Source organism: Allorhizobium sp. DMC15, from assembly GCF_056314065.1.
This window is the reverse complement of the sequence record NZ_JBQUZB010000005.1, coordinates 143,679-165,014: the sequence shown is the minus strand read 5'-3', so window position 1 is coordinate 165,014 and position 21,336 is coordinate 143,679. Positions and strand designations below refer to the sequence as shown.

Here is a 21,336-nt window from a genome sequence, read left to right as displayed (position 1 = left end):
CTTGCCTCATGCCGCCACGTGCGTGCTGATATTGAGCGACGCCGCAATGATCGCTTCTTCGTTGATGGCCTCGCCGCTGAGTTCTGTCGTGATTGCGCCGTCATACATGATGGCGATACGATCGCAGCAACCGATCAATTCGGCATAATCCGTTGAATAGAACAAGATCGCCCTGCCCTCATCGGCCAGTTCGCGCATCAGTTTGTAGATCTCTTGTTTTGTCCCGACATCGATGCCTCGGGTTGGGTCGTTCAAAAGAATGACGTCCGGTTCGGTCATCAGCCATTTGGCGATGACGACCTTCTGCTGATTGCCGCCCGAGAGCGTCGCTACGGCGTCGGCTGGCGTGTTGATCTTGATTTGAAGCTTGCGGATGCCATCTGCGACGGCCGCCTGTTCTTTGCCGTGGTCGATGAAAGGACCCCGGCAAACCTTGTCGAATGAAGCCGCAAGCAAATTGTCGGCTATGGACATCGGCAGCATCAGTCCCTCCGTCTTACGGTCTTCAGGGACGAGGGCTATTCGAGTTTTTCCGGTTTTGGCATCATGCGGCGAAGAGGGTGAGATGGTCGCGCCATCGGCCTTCACATGCCCGCCGACACCTCTCAAAACACCAAAGAGCGCCAGCAGCAGTTCCTTCTGCCCCTGTCCGTCCAGGCCACCAAGCCCAACGATTTCCCCCTTGCCTATCCTCAGCGTGACGCCCTTCAGCCGGTTTTCCCATGACAGGTTGTCGATCTCGAAAAAGGGGGCCGCCCGGCGCGCTTCCGGCTTTGGCGGGAAATGCGCCTCAACGTCACGCCCGATCATCATCCGCACGATCTCGGCGGAGGAGCGCTCTCCCTTTGCGAAGGTATCGACGTGACTGCCATTCCTGAAAACAGAGAGCTTGTCACAGAGCCTATCGACCTCATGCATGCGGTGAGAGATGAACAGCGATGCGACGTTTTCGGTCTTCAAGTCACCGAGCAATCCGTAAACGGTCTCCACATCGCGGCTCGTCAGCGCCGACGTGGCTTCGTCCAGGATCAGCACCTTGGGTTTCATGCCCAGTGCCTTGGCGATTTCCACCATCTGGCGCCGTGAAAGAGAAAGCTCGCGCACGAGCGCGTCCGGGTCGACATCCTCGCATCTGATGCGCGCAAGAAGCGCTTCGGCACGGCGCCTTTGCTCGCGTCCGTCGATCAGGCCAAACCGGCGCGGCGGAGCGGAGATTGAGATATTGTCCGCTACGGTCAGGTCCGGCATCAGGGAAAGCTCCTGAAAGATGCAGACAATCCCGGACTCTGCCGCCTGTGCGGGCGAGCGAAACCGGACCTCCTGGCCGTTCAGATAGATTGCGCCTCTGTCGGGCTGGAGCACCCCGGACATGATCTTGATCAATGTCGACTTGCCGGCACCGTTCTCGCCGAGGATGGCATGGGTGCTTCCGCTGCGGCAGGAAAAATCGACATTGTCGAGAGCTCTGGCGCCCGAGAAGGACTTTGATATGCCGCGCAGCTCGATAATCGGGCCGCCGCTACGGGTCGTGTCATTCACGATTTCTGCTCCTCCCGGTCCGCCTTGCGATAAATCGATCCTCCGGCGATCCCGCGGGTCGACGAGAAATCCGGATCAAACCATGCCGGGCGGTGCCGGCATGGTTCATATCGTTTCGGGAATTATTTCGTGTCGGACTCGTCCTGCGCCATGATCGCGGGACCCGAGATGTTCACGCCGCAGGGCGGGAACTCGTTGACGGTAAAGAAATTGTCCGGGAGATTGGACCAGTAGTTCTCGCCGTCCTTCAGTTCCTTGTAGGTCGCGACCGGCAGCGGCACCGAGATCAGCTGCGGCATGACGTTACCCTCAAGCGCCGAAATCGCCGCCTTCATGGCGATTGCCACGAGGCCAGGAGACTGGCCGATGGAAATGCCCTTCAGGCCATCTGCGGAGTGCTCGGCAATCGCTTTGCGGAAACCATTCTCGGATTCGCCGGCAACAGGCACCCAGGGATGCCCAGCATCCTTGAGCGCCTGGATGACGCCGTTGGACCCGCCTTGACCGACGACCGCGTCAAACTGGCCGTGAACGGCAATCGCATCTGCGACAACCTTCTGGGTTGTGCCGTCGTCCCAGTTGCCGACAACGGAGACCATTTCCCACTTGCCACCGTCCTTCGTGAAGACCTCGTTGATACCGATCGAACGGTCACGATCCACCGAGTTTCCCGGCAAACCACGGACCTCGAGAATCTTGCCTTCCTTCACGCCCTTGGCGTGAAGCTCATCGAGGGCGAACTGTCCCCACATCTGGCCCATCTTGAGCTGGTCTTCGTTGACCTGCATGACCTTGTCGGTATCGAGAACATTGTCGAAGGGAACCAGCACGACATTGTTCTTGTCGGCAAGCCGAATCACACGGTCAAAACCGTCGGGTGCAACCGCGATGGTGACGATGGCATCGTAGCCCTGGTTGATGAAGTCCTCGATGGCGCCCAACTGGGCCGGCGCGTCCGTTCCGGTGGACACGACCTTGAACTCGGCAATCTTGTCCTTCACTGCCGGATCCTCGGCATAGGCCTTGGCCGTCTTGATCATCTGGATACGCCATGTGTTGCCGACGAATCCGTTGACGATGGCGACCTTGTAGGGGCCATCCTTCTTTGGCCACTGCATGTATTTTGTGTCCGCACTCCAAGGTGCAAAACACCCTGGTTCAGCGCCTGGACCCGACACGACTTCGGGGCCGGCGAACGACATGGTCGCGCTCAGCAGCATGGACGCTGTCGTTGCAAAAAATAACGCCTTTGGTTGCATGTTCCTCCTCCTCCTCGGCGCCTTCCCGGCACCTGTTTTGGCAGACGCCACCCAATGTGCGTCTCACGTCACCGCCGCCGGGCCTCCTCCCTTTGGCAGCACCCCGGTCCGCGACGCCTCAAACTGCGGGAAACCCGCCTGAAGGTGGGGCCAAGATCAGGTTCGAGCCGACCAGGCCGTCGGTCTCGAAGATAGAAAGTCGTCCAGCGGCACCGCGAAGACCGGTGCTCTCCCGCATCGCCGGTCCAGCAGGCGGCGACGACGGCGACCGGTTTCGAGCTTCCTTCACGAATCGGCATGGCGACAGGATTTCTCGACCGATGGCCGCGAGGCCCCGCGTGAATTTTGGTCTCTTCGCCGGATACCGGGTTGCCCAATAAGGCTTGGACTTCATTTTCCGCCATTAACAACGGAGGCCTTCTGCGAGTCAATAATAATATTACTAATGAATAGAAAATATTATTATCAGCACGCCATACGCCCCTTAGGTACTCCACAAGTGAAGCCGCTCGCGGGCCGACATATCCCCGCACACAATCAACATCACAGCGCGCGGCGCCCCTCCTCGGGCACGCTGATGACCAGCGCGGGTTTCCAAGACTCATCGAGAGATCCGCACAAGTAAGCCGCCCATGAGTTGACAATCAGAGGAACGGCTGATTGATATGATGTCAGACCAATTTGAGACGACGATGAAATCTACCCTCGCCCCCCTTCCCCCCGCCGATCGCGGTCGCCAGGTGACCGAGTCGCTTGCGGCCTACATCCAGCAGTCGGCCCTGGTGGCAGGTGATCGGCTGCCCGCAGAACGGGAGCTGATGGCGGCGCTCGGCGTCGGGCGCTCGACGATCCGTGAAGTGATCCGACAATTCCAGGCTCTCGGCGTGATGGAAACCCGCAAGGGCAGCGGCACCTATCTTTTGAAGCCGATCACCTCGGCCACGATCCACATGCCGCTTTCGGTCAATATGGGCAGCCTGCGCGACGCGCTGCTACAGACCCTGGAAGTTCGCCGCGGCATCGAATGCGAGGCCTGCATGGCCGCCGCCCGCCGTCGCACGAAAGAGGACCTTCGTCGCATCAGCGAAGCCCTGGTCGAGATGGAGCGGGTGCATCTGGAAAAAGGCACCGCCGGCAAGGAAGACCTTGTCTTTCACCTCGCCATCTACGATGCCACGCACAATCCACTCTTCCGCCAGCTGCTCGAGCAGATGCGCGAGGCTTTCGAGAGTTTCTGGGACACGCCCTTTGACCGGCCGGACTTCGCCCGCCGGTCCTTCCCCTATCACCGTACGCTGTTCAACGCGATCGTCGCCCAGGACACCGAGGCGGCACGGCGCGAGACCATCAAGATCCTCGACATCGTCGAGGAAGACATCAAGGAAATGTCCAAATGATCAACGGTTCCGATCCGTTTGAGCTTGCCTCCCTTATCGTCGCCCATGACGAGACAAACGCCTTCGAGGCGGTCGTTCCTCCGATCGTTCAGACCTCGCTCTTCACGTTTGAGACTTATGACGAGATGGTCGCCACCTATCGCGGCGAGCGCCATCGCCCGGTTTACTCCCGTGGCCTCAACCCGACGGTACGTCACTTCGAGGAGATGCTGGCCAAGCTCGAAGGCGGCGAGGATGCGCTCGGTTTCGGCAGCGGCATGGCCGCGATCTCGTCCGCCGTCATCACCTTCGTCGAGCCTGGCGATCGCATCGTCGCGGTCCGCCATCTCTATCCCGATGCTTTCCGTTTGTTCGGCACGCTTTTGAAGCGGATGAAGGTGGAGGTGACCTATGTCGACGGGACCGATCTCGATGCGGTGGACGCGGCCATGGCCGGCGCCAAGCTGCTCTATCTCGAGAGCCCGACAAGCTGGATCATGGAGCCGCATGACGTGGCGGCCCTTGCGGCCATTGCCAGGAAACACGGCGCCGTCAGCGTGATCGACAACAGCTGGGCAAGCCCGATTTTCCAGCGTCCGCTATCCCTCGGCGTCGATATCGTCCTGCATTCTGCCTCGAAATATCTCGGCGGCCACAGCGATGTCGTGGCCGGCGTTGTTACCGGCTCAAAGACCTTGATCGACCGCATCCGCGGCGAGGCCCTGCCCTATCTCGGCGGCAAGATGTCGCCCTTCGATGCCTGGCTGCTGATCCGGGGTTTGCGCACCCTGCCGATCCGGATGAAGGCGCATGAGGCCTCGGCGCTCGACATTGCCCGGCGGCTGAAGGCGCTCGACGTAGTCGAGCAAGTCAACCATCCGGGTCTCGCGAACCAATTGCCGCCGGGCCTTTCCGGCACGTCCGGCCTCTTCTCCTTCGTCTTCCGCGAAGGCGTCGATATCAGGGGCTTCTGTGACCAGCTGCAACTCTTCAAGCTCGGTGTGAGCTGGGGCGGTCACGAAAGTCTCGTGGTGCCAGGCGAAGTGGTGCTGCAGCAGAAAGCCCAACCGAATTCCGCGCATGCCTTCGGCATGAACCCGCGGTCCGTGCGCCTCCATGTCGGCCTCGAGGGAACCGAGGTCTTGTGGAGGGATCTGGAGACGGCCATCGCCGCCGCCAAACAGCCCTGAGCCCTGTCGAACCAACCCAAAAAGCAGTGGAGGAACTGTATAATGAAAACCCTTTTGACAGCAGCCTTAATGAGCGCCCTGATGGCGGGGACGGCCCTGGCCGACACAACGCTCAAGCTCGTGGAAGTCATCACGAGCCCGGAACGCACTGAAACCCTGAAATCGATCGTCTCCAAGTTCGAAACGGAAAATCCGGGAACCAAGGTGGAGATCATCTCGCTGCCCTGGGGCGAAGCTTTCCAGAAATTCGCCACCATGGTCTCGGCTGGCGAAATTCCTGACGTCATGGAAATGCCCGATACCTGGCTGTCGCTCTACGCCAACAATGGCATTGTCGAGAGCCTCGAGCCCTATCTGAAGACCTGGGACCAGACGGCTGATCTCTCTGACCGCGCGCTCGAGCTCGGCCGCGACGTCAAGGACACAGCCTATATGCTGCCTTACGGCTTCTATCTCCGGGCGATGTTCTACAACAAGAAACTGCTCGCTGAAGCCGGCGTTTCCGAACCACCGAAGACCATGGAAGACTTTGCCGAGGCCTCCAAGAAGGTTTCGGCCCTGCCCGGCAAATATGGCTACTGCCTGCGTGGCGGACCGGGTGGGTTGAACGGCTGGGTGATGTTCGGCGCCTCGATGGCCGGTTCGAACGCCTTCTTCACCGAAGACGGCACCTCGACCTTCAATTCCGAAGGCTGGGTAAAGGGCCTCACCTGGCTGATCGACCTTTACAAGAATGGCTACGCGCCGAAGGACTCGGTCAACTGGGGCTTCAACGAGATCGTTGCCGGCTTCTACAGCGGCACCTGCGCCTTCCTCGACCAGGATCCGGATGCCCTGATCGCGATTGCCGAACACATGGGCGAAGACGACTACGGCGTCATGACCATGCCGAAGGGCCCTGATGGCAAGACCTTCCCGACCATCGGTTATGCCGGCTGGTCGATGATGTCGGCAAGCGCCAACAAGGATCTCGCCTGGAAGCTGATCGCCACGCTCGAAGGCAAGGAAGGCAATATCGCCTGGAACAAGCGGACCGGTGCGCTTCCGGCGCTGAAGTCCGCCGAAAACGACCCCTTCTATGCGAGCCCACAGTTCAAGGGCTGGTTTGAAGAGCTTTCCGACAAGGATGCCGTTCCGACCGTGATGCCGACGCATCTCGAGGAGTTTGCCTTCTTCAAGGATTCGCTTGTCATCAAGACCTCGCAGCAGGCGCTACTCGGCGACATCACGCCTCAGGAACTGGCCGACCAGTGGGCCGACTATCTGACCAAGGCCCAGCAGAAGCACCTGGCCAAGAAGTAAGCCGTCGACCACCGGGCGGAGGCCAGTGCCTTCGCCCGATCGGTTGCAGCCTAACCGCAGGAAAACCTGAACGATGACATCGACCCTAGCGCGGGGCGATCGGCGGCCGCTACTCAAGCGGATGGCCGATGCGTCGGATCCCTATCTCTACAGTGCCCCGGCGCTGATCCTGATCATCGCGGTCATGCTGGTGCCGCTGGTGCTCGGCATCTCCTATGCCTTCCGCGACATCCAACTGCTGAACCCCTTTTCCGGTGGCTTCATCGGCCTCGACCATTTTCGAGCGCTGGGCCAAGACGCGGATTTCTATCGGGCGCTGAAGAACACGCTTTGGTGGACGGGGGCATCGGTTGCGCTGCAATTCACCTTCGGGCTCATCCTCGCCCTTCTGCTCGACAAGCCCTTCTATGGCCGGGGTCTCGCCCAGGCTCTCGTCTTCCTGCCTTGGGCCGTGCCGAGTTTCCTCGCCGGCCTCAACTGGGCATGGCTCTTCAACCCCGTCATCGGCCCCTTGCCCCACTGGCTCTTTGCCATGGGCATCCTGTCCGAACCCAACAACATCCTGTCAGATCCGGACCTTGCCATGTGGGGGCCGATCGTCGCCAATGTCTGGTGGGGCATCCCCTTCTTCGCCATCACGCTGCTCGCAGCGCTCCAGGCCATTCCGCGCGATCTCTATGAAGCAGCCGCGATCGATGGCGCAGGCCCCGTACAGCGTTTCTGGTCGATCACCCTTCCCTTTCTAGCCCCGACCATCGCCATCACCGTTCTGCTGCGCACCGTTTGGATCTCGAACTTCGCTGATTTGATTATTGTCATGACCAATGGCGGTCCGGCCGACCGGACACAGATCGTCGCCTCCTACATCTTCACCCAGGCCTTCAAGCGGCTCGATTTCGGCTATGCATCGGCGATTGCGCTGGTGCTGCTCGTCCTGCTGCTCGCCTATTCCATGCTGATCGTGCTGCTCCGGCAGTCGCTGTTGAACAAGGACTGAGCGCATGAGGCACTCCCGCATCGCCCTGACCGCCGCGCACCGACTGGCGATCCTCGCCTATATCGTCGTCGCCCTCTTCCCGCTCTACTGGCTGCTGAAAGTCGCCGTCACGCCCAACGATCTGCTCTATAGCGAAGGTGTCCGGATGTGGCCGTCGCGCACGACGTTCGAGCATTTCACTTACGTGATTTCCCACAGCGCGTTCCCGACCTTTTTCAAGAACAGCCTCATCGTCGCCGGCTCGACCGCCTTCGTCGTCACGATCATCGCCTCGCTCTCGGGTTATGCCCTGTCACGCTTCAATTTCCGCGCCAAATACTGGATCGTGGCGCTGATGCTCCTGACCCAGATGTTTCCGCTGGTCATGCTGGTGGCCCCGATCTTCAAGATCCTCTCGCCGCTTGGCCTGACCAACAGCCTGACGGGTCTGGTCGTCGTCTATTCCGCCTTCAACGTGCCCTTCGCCACCTTCCTGATGCAGTCCTTCTTTGATGGTATTCCGAAGGATCTCGAAGAAGCGGCGATGATCGATGGCGCCACGCAGTTCGTCGCCTTCCGCCAGATCATCCTGCCGCTAACCCTGCCGGGGATCGCCGCCACGCTCGGCTTCGTGTTTACCGCCGCGTGGTCGGAACTGCTCTTCGCCCTGATGCTGATATCGGGCAATGACGCGGCCACCTTCCCGGTCGGGCTCTTGTCTTTCGTGTCGAAATTCTCGGTCAATTTCGGGCAGATGATGGCAGCCGGCGTGCTGGCCCTCATCCCGGCCTGCCTCTTCTTCCTCCTCATCCAGCGCTATCTCGTGCAGGGCCTGACGGCCGGCGCGGTCAAAGGCTGAAAGGTCTTACCCTATGGCTTCCATCGATATCTCCGCCATCCGCAAGAGCTACGGCCATTTCCCGGTGCTGCATGGCGTCGACCTCACCATTCGCGACGGCGAGTTCATTGTCCTGGTTGGCCCCTCCGGCTGCGGCAAGTCCACGCTCCTGCGCATGATCGCCGGCCTCGAAGACGTGACATCGGGCGAAATTTCGATTGAGGGTCGGCGGGTCAATGACCTGCCACCGAAGGATCGCGACATCGCCATGGTGTTCCAGTCCTACGCGCTCTATCCGCATATGACGGTGGCCGACAACATGAGCTACAGCCTGCGGCTCCGGAAAACGAAGAAGGAGATGATTACCGACATCGTCGCCGGCGCCTCCTCGAAACTCGGGCTCGACGCCCTCTTGCAGCGCCGCCCCAAGGCCCTTTCCGGCGGTCAGCGCCAGCGCGTCGCCATGGGCCGCGCGATCGTCCGCCAGCCGAAGGCCTTCCTTTTCGACGAGCCGTTGTCCAACCTGGACGCGCGCCTGCGCGAACAGATGCGGGCCGAGATCAAGAAGCTGCACAAGGAACTTGGTGCGACTTCGATCTATGTGACGCACGACCAGATCGAGGCGATGACACTCGCCGACCGGATCGTCGCCATGCATGGCGGCGTGGTCCAGCAGGTCGGCGCACCGCTCGACCTCTACGACCGGCCCGCCAACCTCTTCGTCGCCGGCTTCATCGGCTCGCCCGGCATGAATTTTCTCGAGGGCCATTATGTCGTTGAGAACGATGCCGCGGCCGTACGTTTTGCCAATGGGACGTCCGTCGCAGTTCAAACCCGGGCGAATCTGGCAGCAGGCACCAAGGTCACCCTCGGCATTCGCCCGGAACATGTGACGATCTCCCCGACAGGTGCAATCGAAGCAGGCGTCGATCTGGTCGAACCCACGGGCTTCGGGATCATCATGCACCTCTCGGTCCATGGTCTACCGTTCAAGATCTTCACCCTCGACCGCGGCGTACTCGATGCCCAAAAGGCTATCCGGGTCGATTTCCCGATCAATCGGCTCCATCTCTTCGACAGTGAAGGGCGAAGGGTGGACTGACCCCTCCATAGCGGCCAGGTCATTTTCCTGCGGTCTGCAAGGCATGCGCCTTCATTGCATGCGTGCGGATCGTTCCCAGCACGCTTTCCGCATGCGATTTCAGCGCACCGGCTTCGCCGTCCTTGGCGTAGGCATCGATCAGCGCGATTGCGTTTTCGTGAGCCGTGATCTGCGTAGAAAAATAGGCTTGATCGAAGTTCGCTTCGTCCGCCGTCTGCAGGGCTTCCAGCTGCTTACGATGTTCATCGCTCATCTTGGGAACGAGTTCGATCTTGTCGACCTTTGCCGCCTCGGCAAGGCCAGCGGATGCCTTCTCGTGATCCCTCACCATCTGTCGCGCAAAATCGAGAGCCTTCGGATCTTTGCCCCGCGCGACGACCAGACGAGCCGCCTCGATTTCGAACAGGTCGGAACTCGCCATCTCCTCAGCGAACTGCGTCGCAGACGGCGCCTGCCGTGAAAGCGATTGCTGTTGGGCAAATGCAGGCGTGGGGCTGACCATAGGTATCTGGATCAGCACGGCCAGCAAGACGGTTGTCAACGGTTTGCGCATGTCGGTCACTCCTTGCGATGTTTCCTGCCCGTCCAACAAGAGCGGATCGCCAAGGTTCCCGCGCCACTAGCCCCCGACGGCTGCGGTGAGCGGGGCAAGTCGCAGCTCAACGCCCGCGCTTTGGAGTGCATCGGCGACATCGTTGGGCGGGAGGCGGTCGGTCACGAGTTCCGTCACGGCATCGAAACCACACACACGCACCAGACCGTCGCGGCCAAATTTCGATCCGTCGGTGACCACCAGCGCGCGCGCGCCGCGGCTGAGAACCACGCGGGCGAATTCCGCCTCTTCGAGATCGTAGTCCATCACCCCTTCCGCATTGAGGGCCCCCGCAGAGATGACCGCATGGGTGACGGAGAAGCGACTGACGAAATCGATCGCCGTCGAGCCGAAGGCGGCCCCATTGTCGCTGCGCAGTTCACCGCCGGCCATGTAGACCTTGTTGTCGTTGATGGTCGCGAGTGTGCGGGCGATGTCCGAGGAATTCGTAACCACCGTCAGGCGGCGATGCTTCAGAAGCTCGCGCGCGAGAAAACTTGTTGTCGTGCCGGTATCCAGCATGACCGAATCCCCGTCACGGATCGTGGACGCCACCATGGCTGCAATCGCACGCTTGGCATCGGCATTCGCCCGCATGCGCTTCTCAAACGGCGCCTCGCCCATGATCGAGGGCAGGCTGACCGCGCCGTGCATCTTGATCAACGCACCTTCACGGTCGAGTGGCTTCAGATCACGCCTGATTGTTTCAAGGGAAACGCCGAGTGCCGCCGCAAGATCGGCAATGGTGATCGTGCCCTCGCGCTCGACGAGACGCAGGATGTCGCGATGTCGTTTTGATGGCGCCATATCCTCGACTCCCCGTTTCACAACCCCACCTGTCAAAGCGGCATATTCGGTCATAAAAACACAAAACACCACAAACGAACATTGACAATTCGCTGCACCGCGTCTGAAATTGCAACGTGCACCGGCGGTACAAGATGGGAAAACCACAGGGAACGTCGCCGCGGCCGAAACCGCGCCTGAAAAGGCGAACACAGGTTCACTGGGAGACGTCGCATGCGTGAGGCAGAACCGCCTGTTGGAACTGCGCAGCTCAGGGTCACCGGAGACGTGGAGCGCTCGAGGTTTGCGCCATGACCTCAATCGACAGCCACACCGAGGACCGTATTCATCGCCTCCCCTGCTGGAATGGGTCGATCTCGATAGAACCCCTGCATGGGGGCCTGAGCAATGCAAGTTATCTGATCGGCGACGCGTCCGGTCGCCACGTGGTGCGGATCGGGATCGATTATCCCTTCCATCACGTTTCGCGAGACCGCGAAACGATGACCGCAAGAGCGGCACATGCCGCAGGCTTCGCGCCGAGGGTGGAGCATGCCGAACCCGGAATCATGGTGACGCAGTTCTTGACGGCGAAGACATTGGCCGGCACCGATGTCGGCACGCGCAGCGATCAGATCGCCGGGCTTCTCAAGCGCTTCCACGAGGAGATGCCGCATCACGTCGCCGGCCCCGGATTCATGTTCTGGCCATTCCATGTCATCCGCGACTATGCCCGCACCCTTAGTGCCGGCAACAGCCGGATGCGCGCCGAACTGCCCCGCTATCTGTCGCTTGCCGTTGATCTGGAATCAGCCCAGGTGCCGCTTCCCATCGTCTTCGGTCACAACGATCTTCTGCCGTCGAACATCCTCGATGACGGAGAGCGCCTCTGGTTGATCGATTTCGAATATGCCGGTTTTTCGACCGCCATGTTCGATCTCGCCGGAGCGACCTCCAATGCAGGCCTGTCGCCAGAACAATCGGAGACGTTTTTCAGAGCGTATTTGGGGACGGAGCCATCGGCCGACCTCCGTCGCTCCATGGCCGCCATGCAATGCGCCTCGCTCTTGCGCGAGGCCATGTGGAGCATGGTGTCCGAGCTTTATCTCGACGCACCCGGAGCCGATTATGTCGGCTACACGGCCGACAATCTGACGCGTCTCGACGAGGCGCTTGATCGCTATCATTCCATTTACGGGAAACAAACATCATGACGCTGCCCACCCACGCCCAGATCGTCGTCATCGGCGGCGGCATCATCGGCTGCTCGACGGCCTATCACCTCGCCCGCGATCACAAGGCCGATGTGATCCTGCTGGAACAGGGAAGCCTCACCTCCGGCTCCACCTGGCACGCCGCCGGTCTTGTCGGACAGCTACGCTCGTCGGCTTCGATCACCCGCGTTCTCAAATATTCGGTCGACCTCTACAAGGGGCTGGAAGCGGAGACAGGGCTCGCAACCGGCTGGAAGATGACGGGGTGCCTGAGGCTTGCCACCAACCAGGATCGCTGGACGGAATTCAAGCGGCTTGCAACGACCGCCGGCAGCTTCGGCATGGAGATGCACCTTGTCTCGCCGGAGGAAGTCAAACGCATGTGGCCGTTGATGAATGTCGACGATCTCGTCGGCGCCAGCTGGCTGCCGACGGATGGCCAGGCGAGCCCCTCCGACATCACCCAGTCGCTGGCAAAGGGCGCCCGGATGCATGGCGCGAAGATTGTCGAGAATGTCCGGGTCACCGGCTTCGACATGAAGGACGGGCGGATCCTCAAGGTGAAGACCACCCTCGGCGACATCGCCTGCGAGAAAGTGGTCAATTGCGGGGGCCAGTGGGCTCGCCAGATCGGCGCGATGGCGGGCATCAACGTGCCGCTGCAGCCGGTCAAACATCAGTACATCATCACCGAGAAGATCGAGGGCCTGTCGACGGATGCCCCGACCATCCGCGACCCCGATCGTCGGACCTATTTCAAGGAAGAGGTCGGCGGCCTCGTCATGGGCGGTTACGAGCCCAACCCACAAGCCTGGACCACCGGCGACGTTCCTGACGAATGGGGCTTCCGGCTGTTCGACGACGACTTCGACCATTTCGAACAGCACATGATGCAGGCGATCGAGCGCATTCCGGCGCTGGAAAAGGCCGGCGTCAAGCAGATGATCAACGGACCGGAGAGCTTCACGCCTGACGGCAACTTCATCCTGGGCGCCGCCCCCGAATGCAAGAACATGTTCGTGGGGGCCGGCTTCAACGCCTTCGGCATCGCCTCGGGCGGCGGTGCCGGCTGGGTGCTGGCGCAATGGGTGGTCGATGGGGAAGCCCCGCTTGACCTCTGGGTGGTCGATATCAGACGCTTTGCCGACATGCATCGTGACCGGCAATGGGTGCTCGACCGAACACTCGAGGCCTATGGCAAACACTACACCATCGCCTTCCCGCATGAGGAATATGAAAGCGGCAGGCCGCGTCTGGTGTCGCCGCTCTACGACCGGCTCAAAAGTCACGGCGCCGTCTTCGGCTCGAAACTCGGTTGGGAGCGACCCAACTGGTTTGCCCCTGCCGGTGTCGAGCCGAAGGATGTCTATTCCATGGGCCGGCAAAACTGGTTCGCACCCGTGGGCGACGAGCATGTCCATGTGCGGGAAGCCGTGGGGATCTTCGACCAGTCCTCCTTCGCAAAATTCGAGCTGTCGGGACCTGATGCGCAAAAGGCGCTCGACTGGATCTGTGCCAACGACGTGTCAAAACCGGTCGGGCGGCTCACCTATACCCAGCTTCTCAACACGCGCGGTGGCATCGAGGCTGATCTCACCGTCGCGCGCCTCGCCGAAGACCGCTTCTACATCGTCACCGGCACCGGCTTCCGCACCCATGATTTCGGATGGATCACCGATCACATCCCGACCGGCCTGGATTGCCGCTTGACGGATATCACGGAAGACTGGGGGACGTTGTCGCTGATGGGGCCGAAGGCACGCGCCGTGCTTGAAGCCGTGACAGAAAACGATGTCTCGAATGCGGCCTTTCCCTTTGGACATGTGAGCGAGATCCGCATCGCCGGCGTTGTGCTGAGGGCCCTGCGCGTCACCTATGTCGGCGAACTCGGCTGGGAACTGCATGTGCCGATCACCGCCCTCGGCGACGTCTTTGACGCTCTGATGCGAGCCGGAAAGGCGCATGATATTCGGCCGATCGGCTACCGTGCGCTGGAATCGCTGCGACTCGAAAAGGGTTATCGCGCCTGGGGTTCCGATATCGCGCCGAACGACACACCCTTTGAGGCGGGACTCGGCTGGGCGGTGAAGCTGGCCAAGGACACCGATTTTCTTGGCAAGGCAGCTCTTCAAAAGCAGAAAGGCGCGCCGCTGAAGAAGAGGCTGATGGGTTTCACCGTGGCCGACAAGGATATCGTGCTGGTCGGTCGCGAAACGATCCTGCGCGACGGCGTGCCTGTCGGATATCTCACCAGCGGGGGTTATGGCTACACGATCGGCCAGAATGTCGGGTACGGCTATGTTCGAAATGCCGACGGTGTTTCAGACGACTTCCTGCGAAGTGGCCGCTATGAACTGGTGGTCGCATCAGACCGAACTCCGGCCGAAATCGCGTTCGGCCCGCTGATCGATCCTGCCATGACCCGAATTAAGGCCTGATCTTCGCGATTCGATGCGCGCCTCAGGCCGCATCCCTTTGAAGCCGGCGCCGAGATTTGGAAAATTTCGGTCGCACAGCCAGTAAATATTTTCTTGAGATTTCCTCGTCAGGCTTCCATAAGCTGATGGCGAGGAGATGTCGTGCCATGGTCACAATCAAGGAAATCGCCAAGGCGGTGGGCGTGTCGTCGGGCACTGTGTCGCGCGTGTTGAACTACGACCAGACGCTGTCGATCTCCGAGCCCAAGCGGCAAGCCATCATCGAAACCGCGGAAGCGTTGAACTATGCAACGCCAAGGGCCCGCCGCAGTGCCCAGCTGCAGCCCCTGCAGATTGCCATGGCGAGCCATGCGGACGTGACGGCCCGGATCGCGGTCATTCACTTCCTTGCCCCGAACGAGGAGTTGGTCGATCCCTATTATGTCGGCGTTCGACTGGCGATCGAAGCGCGATGCCGGGAGTACAAGATCGAAATCGCCAAGGTGTTCAATCCCGATGTGCCGGTCGATCTCTCGCTGCTGGCGGGACTGTCGGCTGCGATCATCGTCGGCCATCACCCGCGCGCAGAAATCGAAGCGATGGCAAGGATCTGTCCGCACCTGATCATGGCCGACTACAATCCACGCATGCCGCAATTCGACTGTGTCCGAGCCGATCTTGGCGAAGCGACCGTCAATATCCTCGATAGTCTCGACCAGGCAGGCTACCGCCGGATCGGTTTCGTCGGCGGTTACGAGCTGATGGACAATGACGCGCTGATGCACGGCGAGCAGCGCTGCAAAGCCTTCATCGAATGGCACGAGGCGCGCGGCCGCTATCGGCCGGAACTGCTGGCGCTGGGGCAGAGCGAGCGTTTCGGGCAGAACCTTCGGCTGGAAACGGGGTATCAGCAGGCACGCACGCTCTTGTCGCTCGCGGAGCGCCCCGATGCCATCGTTGCAGCGAATGACAACATGGCCATCGGCACCTATCGTGCCATCCAGGAAGCGGGACTCGCGATCCCGAACGACATCGCAGTCATTGCCTTTAACGACATTCCGGTTGCGCAATTCCTGGTACCGCCGCTCTCCACCATGCGCATTCCCGGGGAACTGATCGGCGAGGTCGCGGTGGATCTGATGGTGGAGCGTCTGAACGGACGTGACTATTCCAAACATGTCACCATCCCGACCCAAATGGTTTGGCGCGGAAGTACACGCAAACCGTGATCTGCGTCTCTGATCGAAATTTCAGAGGCTTACCGCAGCGCACAAAATATTTAGTAAAAATTTTCTTGGCTGCGTTCCGATTTTCGGGAATAGTGCCTGTGAGGCAGGGGATGAGGCTGCCGTTCAAGTCACAATGGGAGGAACACATGGATTACTCACGCGTGCTCAAGCGCTCCGTTTCGGCGGCCATGACCGGTGCTGCACTTCTGTGCAGCACGGCGGCCTTTGCCGGTGAAGTCACCGTCTGGTGCTGGGACCCGAACTTCAATGTCGCGATCATGAAGGAGGCCGCCGCGCGCTACACCGCGAAGCACCCCGACACGACCTTCAACATCGTCGATTTCGCCAAGGCCGATGTCGAGCAGAAGCTGCAGACGGGTCTTGCCTCCGGCATGACGGATACGCTGCCGGATATCGTTTTGATCGAGGACTACGGCGCACAGAAATACCTGCAGTCCTTCCCGGGCTCCTTTGCCGCGCTGACCGACAAGATCGATTATTCCGGCTTTGCCAAATACAAGGTCGACCTGATGACGCTCGAGGGCCAGGTCTATGGCGTGCCCTTCGATTCCGGCGTCACCGGCCTCTACTATCGCACGGATTATCTCGAACAGGCCGGCTACAAGCCCTCCGACATGGAGAACCTGACCTGGGACCGGTTCATCGAGATCGGCAAGGACGTCAAGGCCAAGACCGGTCATGAAATGATGGCGCTTGATTCGAATGACGGCGGTCTGATCCGTATCATGATGCAGTCGGGCGGCAAGTGGTATTTCAACGATGACGGCAGCCTCAACATCACGGGCAATGCCGCCCTGAAAGCGGCGCTCGAAACCCAGGCCCGCATCGTCAACGAAGGCGTGGCCAAGCCGACCAGCGGTTGGAATGACGGCATCAATGCGCTGACCTCCGGCGATGTCGCCTCGGTCCTGATGGGTGTCTGGATCACCGGCACCGTCAAGTCGCAGGCTGACCAAGCGGGCAAGTGGGCGCTAACCGCCATTCCGAAGCTCAACATCGAGGGCGCGACCGCTGCCTCGAACCTTGGCGGTTCGAGCTGGTATGTTCTCGACGCCTCGGCCGAGAAGGACGAAGCGATCGATTTCCTCAATGAAGTCTACGCCAAGGATCTCGATTTCTATCAGAAGATCCTGACCGAACGTGGCGCTGTCGGCTCGCTGCTTGCGGCCCGTACCGGCGAAGCCTACCAGAAGCCGGACGACTTCTTCGGCGGCGACAAGGTCTGGCAGAAGTTCTCCGACTGGCTCGTCCAGGTGCCGGCCGTCAACTACGGCATCTTCACCAACGAACTCGATACGGCGGTGACGGCAAACTTCCCGGCGCTGCTGAAGGGAACCCCGGTCGACGACGTGCTGAAGGCCATCGAAGATCAGGCCGCCGGCCAGATCCAATAATCCGATCCCACAGGGGCTCGGCCTTCGTGCCAGGCCCCTGTCCTCCCGGAGACGTGCGGTGGAAACGCCGCGCGGCTTCCCTTCGCATAACCAGGTCCAGTGACCACTGATCGGGTTCGGGGACACCGCATGGCCACCACATCCAGATCCAGCTTGAAACGCTACTACGACGTGAACGGATGGCTGTTCGTGGCGCCCGCCGTCGTGTTGATCTCCGTCTTCATGCTCTATCCGATCGTCCGCTCGCTCATCCTGTCCTTCTATTCGGGCCGCGGGATGATGATGAAGTTTTCCGGCAGCGGAAATCTCGTACGGCTCTGGAACGATCCCGTCTTCTGGAAGGCGCTGGAAAACACCGTCATTTTTTTCGTCGTGCAGGTGCCGATCATGATCACCATGGCGCTGATCCTGGCAGCCATGCTGAACAATCCGAAGCTGCGCTATTCCGGCCTGTTCCGGACGATGATCTTCCTGCCCTGCGTTTCCTCGCTGGTCGCCTATTCCATCCTGTTCAAGAGCATGTTCTCGCTCGACGGCGTCGTGAACAATGTCCTGCTGGGTATCGGCATCATTGGGCAACCGATCGGCTGGCTCACCGATCCCTTCTGGGCCAAGGTTCTGATCATCATCGCCATTACCTGGCGCTGGACCGGCTACAACATGATCTTCTATCTGGCGGCACTCCAGAACATCGACCGCTCGATCTATGAGGCGGCGAAGATCGACGGCGTGCCGTCCTGGGGGCGTTTCGCGTTTCTCACCATCCCGATGCTGAAGCCGGTGATCCTGTTCACCACGATCACCTCGACGATCGGAACGCTGCAGCTCTTCGACGAGGTCTACAACTTCACCGAAGGCAAAGGTGGTCCTGCGGATTCGACGCTGACGTTGTCGCTCTACATCTACAACCTGACCTTCCGCTTCATGCCGAGCTTCGGTTATGCGGCAACCGTTTCCTACGTCATCGTGCTGATGGTGGCTGTGCTGTCCTTCCTGCAATTCTATGCCGTGAGGGAACGCACATGATCACGACGCTTCGCCGCCGCCTGCCCGATATCGTGCAATACAGCGTTTTGTCGCTCGCCGCTTTCCTCTCGGTCTTTCCCTTTATTTGGATGGTGATCGGGGCGACCAATTCGACGAGCCAGATCATCCGCGGCAAAGTCACCTTCGGCACGGCGCTGTTCGACAACATCGCCTCCTTCTTCGCACAGGTGGATGTGCCGCTGGTGTTCTGGAACTCGGTGAAGATCGCGCTTGTCGGCACGGCGCTCACGCTGCTCGTCTCGTCGCTGGCCGGATATGGCTTCGAGATGTTCCGCTCGAAGCTCCGCGAGCGGGTCTATACCGTGATCCTGCTGACGCTGATGGTGCCGTTTGCAGCGCTGATGATCCCGCTCTTCATGCTGATGGGGCAGGCGGGACTGCTCAACACGCATATCGCGATCATGCTGCCGATGATCGCGTCGGCTTTCATCATCTTCTATTTCCGCCAGGCCTCAAAAGCCTTTCCGACCGAGCTTCGCGATGCGGCCAAGGTGGACGGGCTGAAGGAGTGGCAGATCTTCTTCTACATCTACGTGCCGGTGATGCGCTCCACCTATGCGGCGGCCTTCGTCATCGTCTTCATGCTGAACTGGAACAACTATCTCTGGCCGCTGATCGTGCTGCAGTCGAATGACACCAAGACGATCACGCTGGTCGTGTCCTCGCTCGCATCCGCCTATTCGCCCGAATACGGCACCGTGATGATCGGCACGATCCTCGCCACCCTTCCCACTCTTCTCGTCTTCTTCGCCATGCAGCGGCAATTCGTGCAGGGCATGCTCGGCTCCGTGAAATAGGACTTTGAAATGCGCATTATCGAGAATTTCAACCGAGACTGGACCTTCCGCGCTGGGTTTGAGCCGGCGTTAGCTTCGGCCCCCCAGCCGGGCGAGACGGTCCAGCTTCCCCATACGGCGGTCGAGCTGCCCTATAACTATTTCGACGAAAAGAGCTATCAGAAAGCCTTTACCTATCAGAAGGTCATCGCCTGGGATCCTCGGTTCGAGGGTCGCGAAGTCTCGCTGGTATTCGATGCTGCCATGGCTGACAGCGTGGTCTATCTGAACGGTGCTGAAGTCACCGCCCACAAGGATGGCTACACACCGTTCGAGGCGCGACTCACGCCGCATCTGAAGGCTGGCGATAACCTGCTGACGGTGAAGATCGACGGCTCTGAAAACCCCGAGATACCGCCCTTCGGCGGCGTCATCGACTATCTCACCTATGCCGGCATCTATCGCGACGTCTGGCTCAAGATTACCGCGCCGGTTTCGATCAAGAACGTCAAGATCGAGACGCCGGATGTTCTGGCCCATGCCAAGCAGGTGACGGCGAAGGTCTGGATTTCCAATCCGACGGATCAGGCGGTTTCCGGCAGGGTCATAGCTGTTCTGAAAGATGGTGCAGGTCAGGAGATCGCGCGCACCGAGGTGACCGTATCAGGCGCAGAGGTTTCGCTTAGCCTTTCCGGGCTTCAGGGCATCACGCTTTGGGATGTCGACAATCCCGCTCTCTATCACCTCACGGTGATGCTCGAGACGACCGCCGGCACCGACGCCGTCACGAGCCGTTTCGGCTTCCGCTCTGCCGAATACACGATCGAGGGCTTCAAGCTGAATGGCCGTGTGGTCAAGCTGCGGGGCCTCAACCGTCACCAAGCCTGGCCGCATCTCGGTTACGCCATGGGTCGGCGCGGTCAGGAGAAGGATGCCGACATCCTGAAGTTCGACCTCGCCTGCAACATCGCCCGCACCTCGCATTATCCGCAGTCGAAATACTTCCTCGACCGTTGCGACGAAATCGGCCTGCTGGTCTTCGAAGAGATCCCCGGCTGGCAGCATATCGGCGGCGATGCCTGGAAGGCGGAAAGCGTTCAGAACGTGCGCCGCATGATCGAGCGCGACTGGAACCATCCCTCGATCATCATCTGGGGCGTCCGCATCAACGAGAGCCAGGATTCACACGACTTCTATGTCGAGACGAACGCCATGGCGCGGTCGCTCGATACGACCCGCCAAACGGGTGGCGTGCGCTACATCACCGACAGCGAACTGCTCGAAGACGTCTATACGATGAACGACTTCATCCTCGGCATGGAGGAACTGCCGGGCCACAATCGCGAGCGACTGGTGTTGCGCGACCAGCGCGAGGTCACCGGGCTCGACCGCAAGGTGCCCTATATGATCACCGAATATGGTGGTCACATGTACCCGACCAAGCGCTTCGACCAGGAGCAGCGCCAGGCCGAACATGTCAGCCGGCATCTGGCGATCCTGAATGCGGCCGCCGGCGATCCCTCGATCTCGGGGTCCACCGGCTGGTGCATGTTCGACTACAACACCCATAAGGATTTCGGTTCCGGCGACCGCATCTGCTATCACGGCGTCACCGACATGTATCGTGAGCCGAAATTTGCGGCTTACGCCTATGCCTCGCAGGGCGACCCGAAGGACAAGATCGTCATGCAGCCGGTCAGCTTCTGGGCGCGTGGCGAGCGCAATATCGGCGGTGTGCTGCCGCTGATCGTGCTCACCAATTGCGACTATGTCGAAATCCGCATGGGCCATATCGTCAAGCGGATCGAACCCGATACCAAGACCTATCCGCATCTGCCGCATCCGCCCTGCATTCTCGATCACAGCATGGTCACGCCGGAGGAATTCGGCGAATGGGGCATGACCTGGCGGGATGGCGAACTCGTCGGTTTCCTCGACGGCAAGGAAGTCGCCCGCCGTCATCTGCCGGCCGATCCCTTGCCGACGACCCTCGATATCGCCGCTGACGATACCGAGCTCAGGGCTGGCGAGAAGGACACGGTGCGCGTCATCCTGCGGGCGCTCGATCAGGGCGGCAATGTCATGGGCTTCTTCGATGATCCGGTCGAAGTCAGCCTCGAAGGTCCCGGCCGCATCGTCGGCCCCACGCTTCTGTCGTTCAAGGGCGGCGCCGTCGGTGTCTTTGTCGAAGCCGGAAACGAGGTCGGGCGCTTGACGCTGACGGCCAAGTGCCGTCCCTTCGGCATCAAGCGCATCACCTTCAACGTCACCTGAGCGA

At 60.4% G+C, this 21,336-nt stretch carries 17 protein-coding genes; 13 read left to right on the top strand and 4 right to left on the bottom strand.

Annotated features, from left to right (window positions below):
• Nucleotides 1–6: 6 nt before the first annotated feature.
• Nucleotides 7–1,539 carry a sugar ABC transporter ATP-binding protein gene (locus ACT53S_RS20860; protein WP_476068404.1) on the bottom strand — a complete coding sequence of 511 codons (1,533 nt, stop codon included), beginning with the start codon at nt 1,537–1,539 and terminating at the stop codon, nt 7–9.
• A 122-nt stretch (nt 1,540–1,661) separates the two neighbouring features.
• Nucleotides 1,662–2,798 carry a sugar ABC transporter substrate-binding protein gene (locus tag ACT53S_RS20855; RefSeq protein WP_476068403.1) on the bottom strand — a complete coding sequence of 379 codons (1,137 nt, stop codon included), beginning with the start codon at nt 2,796–2,798 and terminating at the stop codon, nt 1,662–1,664.
• 692 nt (nt 2,799–3,490) lie between these two features.
• Between ACT53S_RS20855 and ACT53S_RS20850 the strand changes: the two genes are divergently transcribed.
• From ACT53S_RS20850 to ACT53S_RS20825, 6 genes are all read left to right on the top strand, one after another.
• Nucleotides 3,491–4,195 carry a FadR/GntR family transcriptional regulator gene (locus ACT53S_RS20850; RefSeq protein ID WP_476068402.1) on the top strand — a complete coding sequence of 235 codons (705 nt, stop codon included), beginning with the start codon at nt 3,491–3,493 and terminating at the stop codon, nt 4,193–4,195.
• Nucleotides 4,192–5,364, top strand: coding sequence for a PLP-dependent transferase (locus ACT53S_RS20845; RefSeq protein ID WP_476068401.1), 1,173 nt, complete (start codon nt 4,192–4,194; stop codon nt 5,362–5,364). Before ACT53S_RS20850 ends, ACT53S_RS20845 begins: the two co-directional genes overlap by 4 nt.
• A gap of 42 nt (nt 5,365–5,406) precedes the next feature.
• On the top strand, nt 5,407–6,666 hold the full coding sequence (locus ACT53S_RS20840) for an ABC transporter substrate-binding protein (RefSeq protein ID WP_476068400.1): 1,260 nt from the start codon (nt 5,407–5,409) through the stop codon (nt 6,664–6,666).
• 73 nt (nt 6,667–6,739) lie between these two features.
• Entirely contained in the window at nt 6,740–7,663 is a 924-nt protein-coding gene (locus ACT53S_RS20835) for a carbohydrate ABC transporter permease (RefSeq protein ID WP_476068399.1), read from the top strand.
• A gap of 4 nt (nt 7,664–7,667) precedes the next feature.
• The gene (locus ACT53S_RS20830) at nt 7,668–8,501 is read left to right on the top strand and encodes a carbohydrate ABC transporter permease (RefSeq protein WP_476068398.1); all 834 of its coding nucleotides are present in this window, start codon (nt 7,668–7,670) and stop codon (nt 8,499–8,501) included.
• A gap of 13 nt (nt 8,502–8,514) precedes the next feature.
• Entirely contained in the window at nt 8,515–9,582 is a 1,068-nt protein-coding gene (locus tag ACT53S_RS20825; protein WP_476068397.1) for an ABC transporter ATP-binding protein, read from the top strand.
• A 19-nt stretch (nt 9,583–9,601) separates the two neighbouring features.
• On the opposite strand, the gene ACT53S_RS20820 is transcribed toward ACT53S_RS20825, so the two are convergent.
• Together ACT53S_RS20820 and ACT53S_RS20815 are read right to left on the bottom strand one after the other, a co-directional pair.
• Nucleotides 9,602–10,135 carry a DUF4142 domain-containing protein gene (locus ACT53S_RS20820; protein ID WP_476068396.1) on the bottom strand — a complete coding sequence of 178 codons (534 nt, stop codon included), beginning with the start codon at nt 10,133–10,135 and terminating at the stop codon, nt 9,602–9,604.
• Nucleotides 10,136–10,201: 66 nt separating this feature from the next.
• Nucleotides 10,202–10,981 carry a DeoR/GlpR family DNA-binding transcription regulator gene (locus ACT53S_RS20815; RefSeq protein WP_476068395.1) on the bottom strand — a complete coding sequence of 260 codons (780 nt, stop codon included), beginning with the start codon at nt 10,979–10,981 and terminating at the stop codon, nt 10,202–10,204.
• A 290-nt stretch (nt 10,982–11,271) separates the two neighbouring features.
• Between ACT53S_RS20815 and ACT53S_RS20810 the strand changes: the two genes are divergently transcribed.
• From ACT53S_RS20810 to ACT53S_RS20780, 7 genes are all read left to right on the top strand, one after another.
• Entirely contained in the window at nt 11,272–12,174 is a 903-nt protein-coding gene (locus tag ACT53S_RS20810; protein WP_476068394.1) for a phosphotransferase, read from the top strand.
• Entirely contained in the window at nt 12,171–14,612 is a 2,442-nt protein-coding gene (locus ACT53S_RS20805) for a GcvT family protein (RefSeq protein WP_476068393.1), read from the top strand. The genes ACT53S_RS20810 and ACT53S_RS20805 overlap by 4 nt, the downstream gene beginning before the upstream one ends.
• A gap of 146 nt (nt 14,613–14,758) precedes the next feature.
• Nucleotides 14,759–15,820: a LacI family DNA-binding transcriptional regulator gene (locus ACT53S_RS20800; RefSeq protein WP_113376879.1), complete on the top strand. Its 1,062-nt coding sequence runs from the start codon at nt 14,759–14,761 to the stop codon at nt 15,818–15,820.
• A 146-nt stretch (nt 15,821–15,966) separates the two neighbouring features.
• Nucleotides 15,967–17,235 (top strand): ABC transporter substrate-binding protein, encoded by a 1,269-nt coding sequence (locus ACT53S_RS20795; protein ID WP_476068392.1) that lies wholly within the window; start codon nt 15,967–15,969, stop codon nt 17,233–17,235.
• Nucleotides 17,236–17,364: 129 nt separating this feature from the next.
• On the top strand, nt 17,365–18,261 hold the full coding sequence (locus tag ACT53S_RS20790) for a carbohydrate ABC transporter permease (protein WP_476068391.1): 897 nt from the start codon (nt 17,365–17,367) through the stop codon (nt 18,259–18,261).
• Nucleotides 18,258–19,079: a carbohydrate ABC transporter permease gene (locus tag ACT53S_RS20785; protein WP_476068390.1), complete on the top strand. Its 822-nt coding sequence runs from the start codon at nt 18,258–18,260 to the stop codon at nt 19,077–19,079. Before ACT53S_RS20790 ends, ACT53S_RS20785 begins: the two co-directional genes overlap by 4 nt.
• Before the next feature lie 9 nt (nt 19,080–19,088).
• A complete protein-coding gene (locus ACT53S_RS20780; protein WP_476068389.1) occupies nt 19,089–21,332 on the top strand; it encodes a glycoside hydrolase family 2 protein in 2,244 nt (747 codons plus the stop codon).
• Nucleotides 21,333–21,336: the final 4 nt, after the last annotated feature.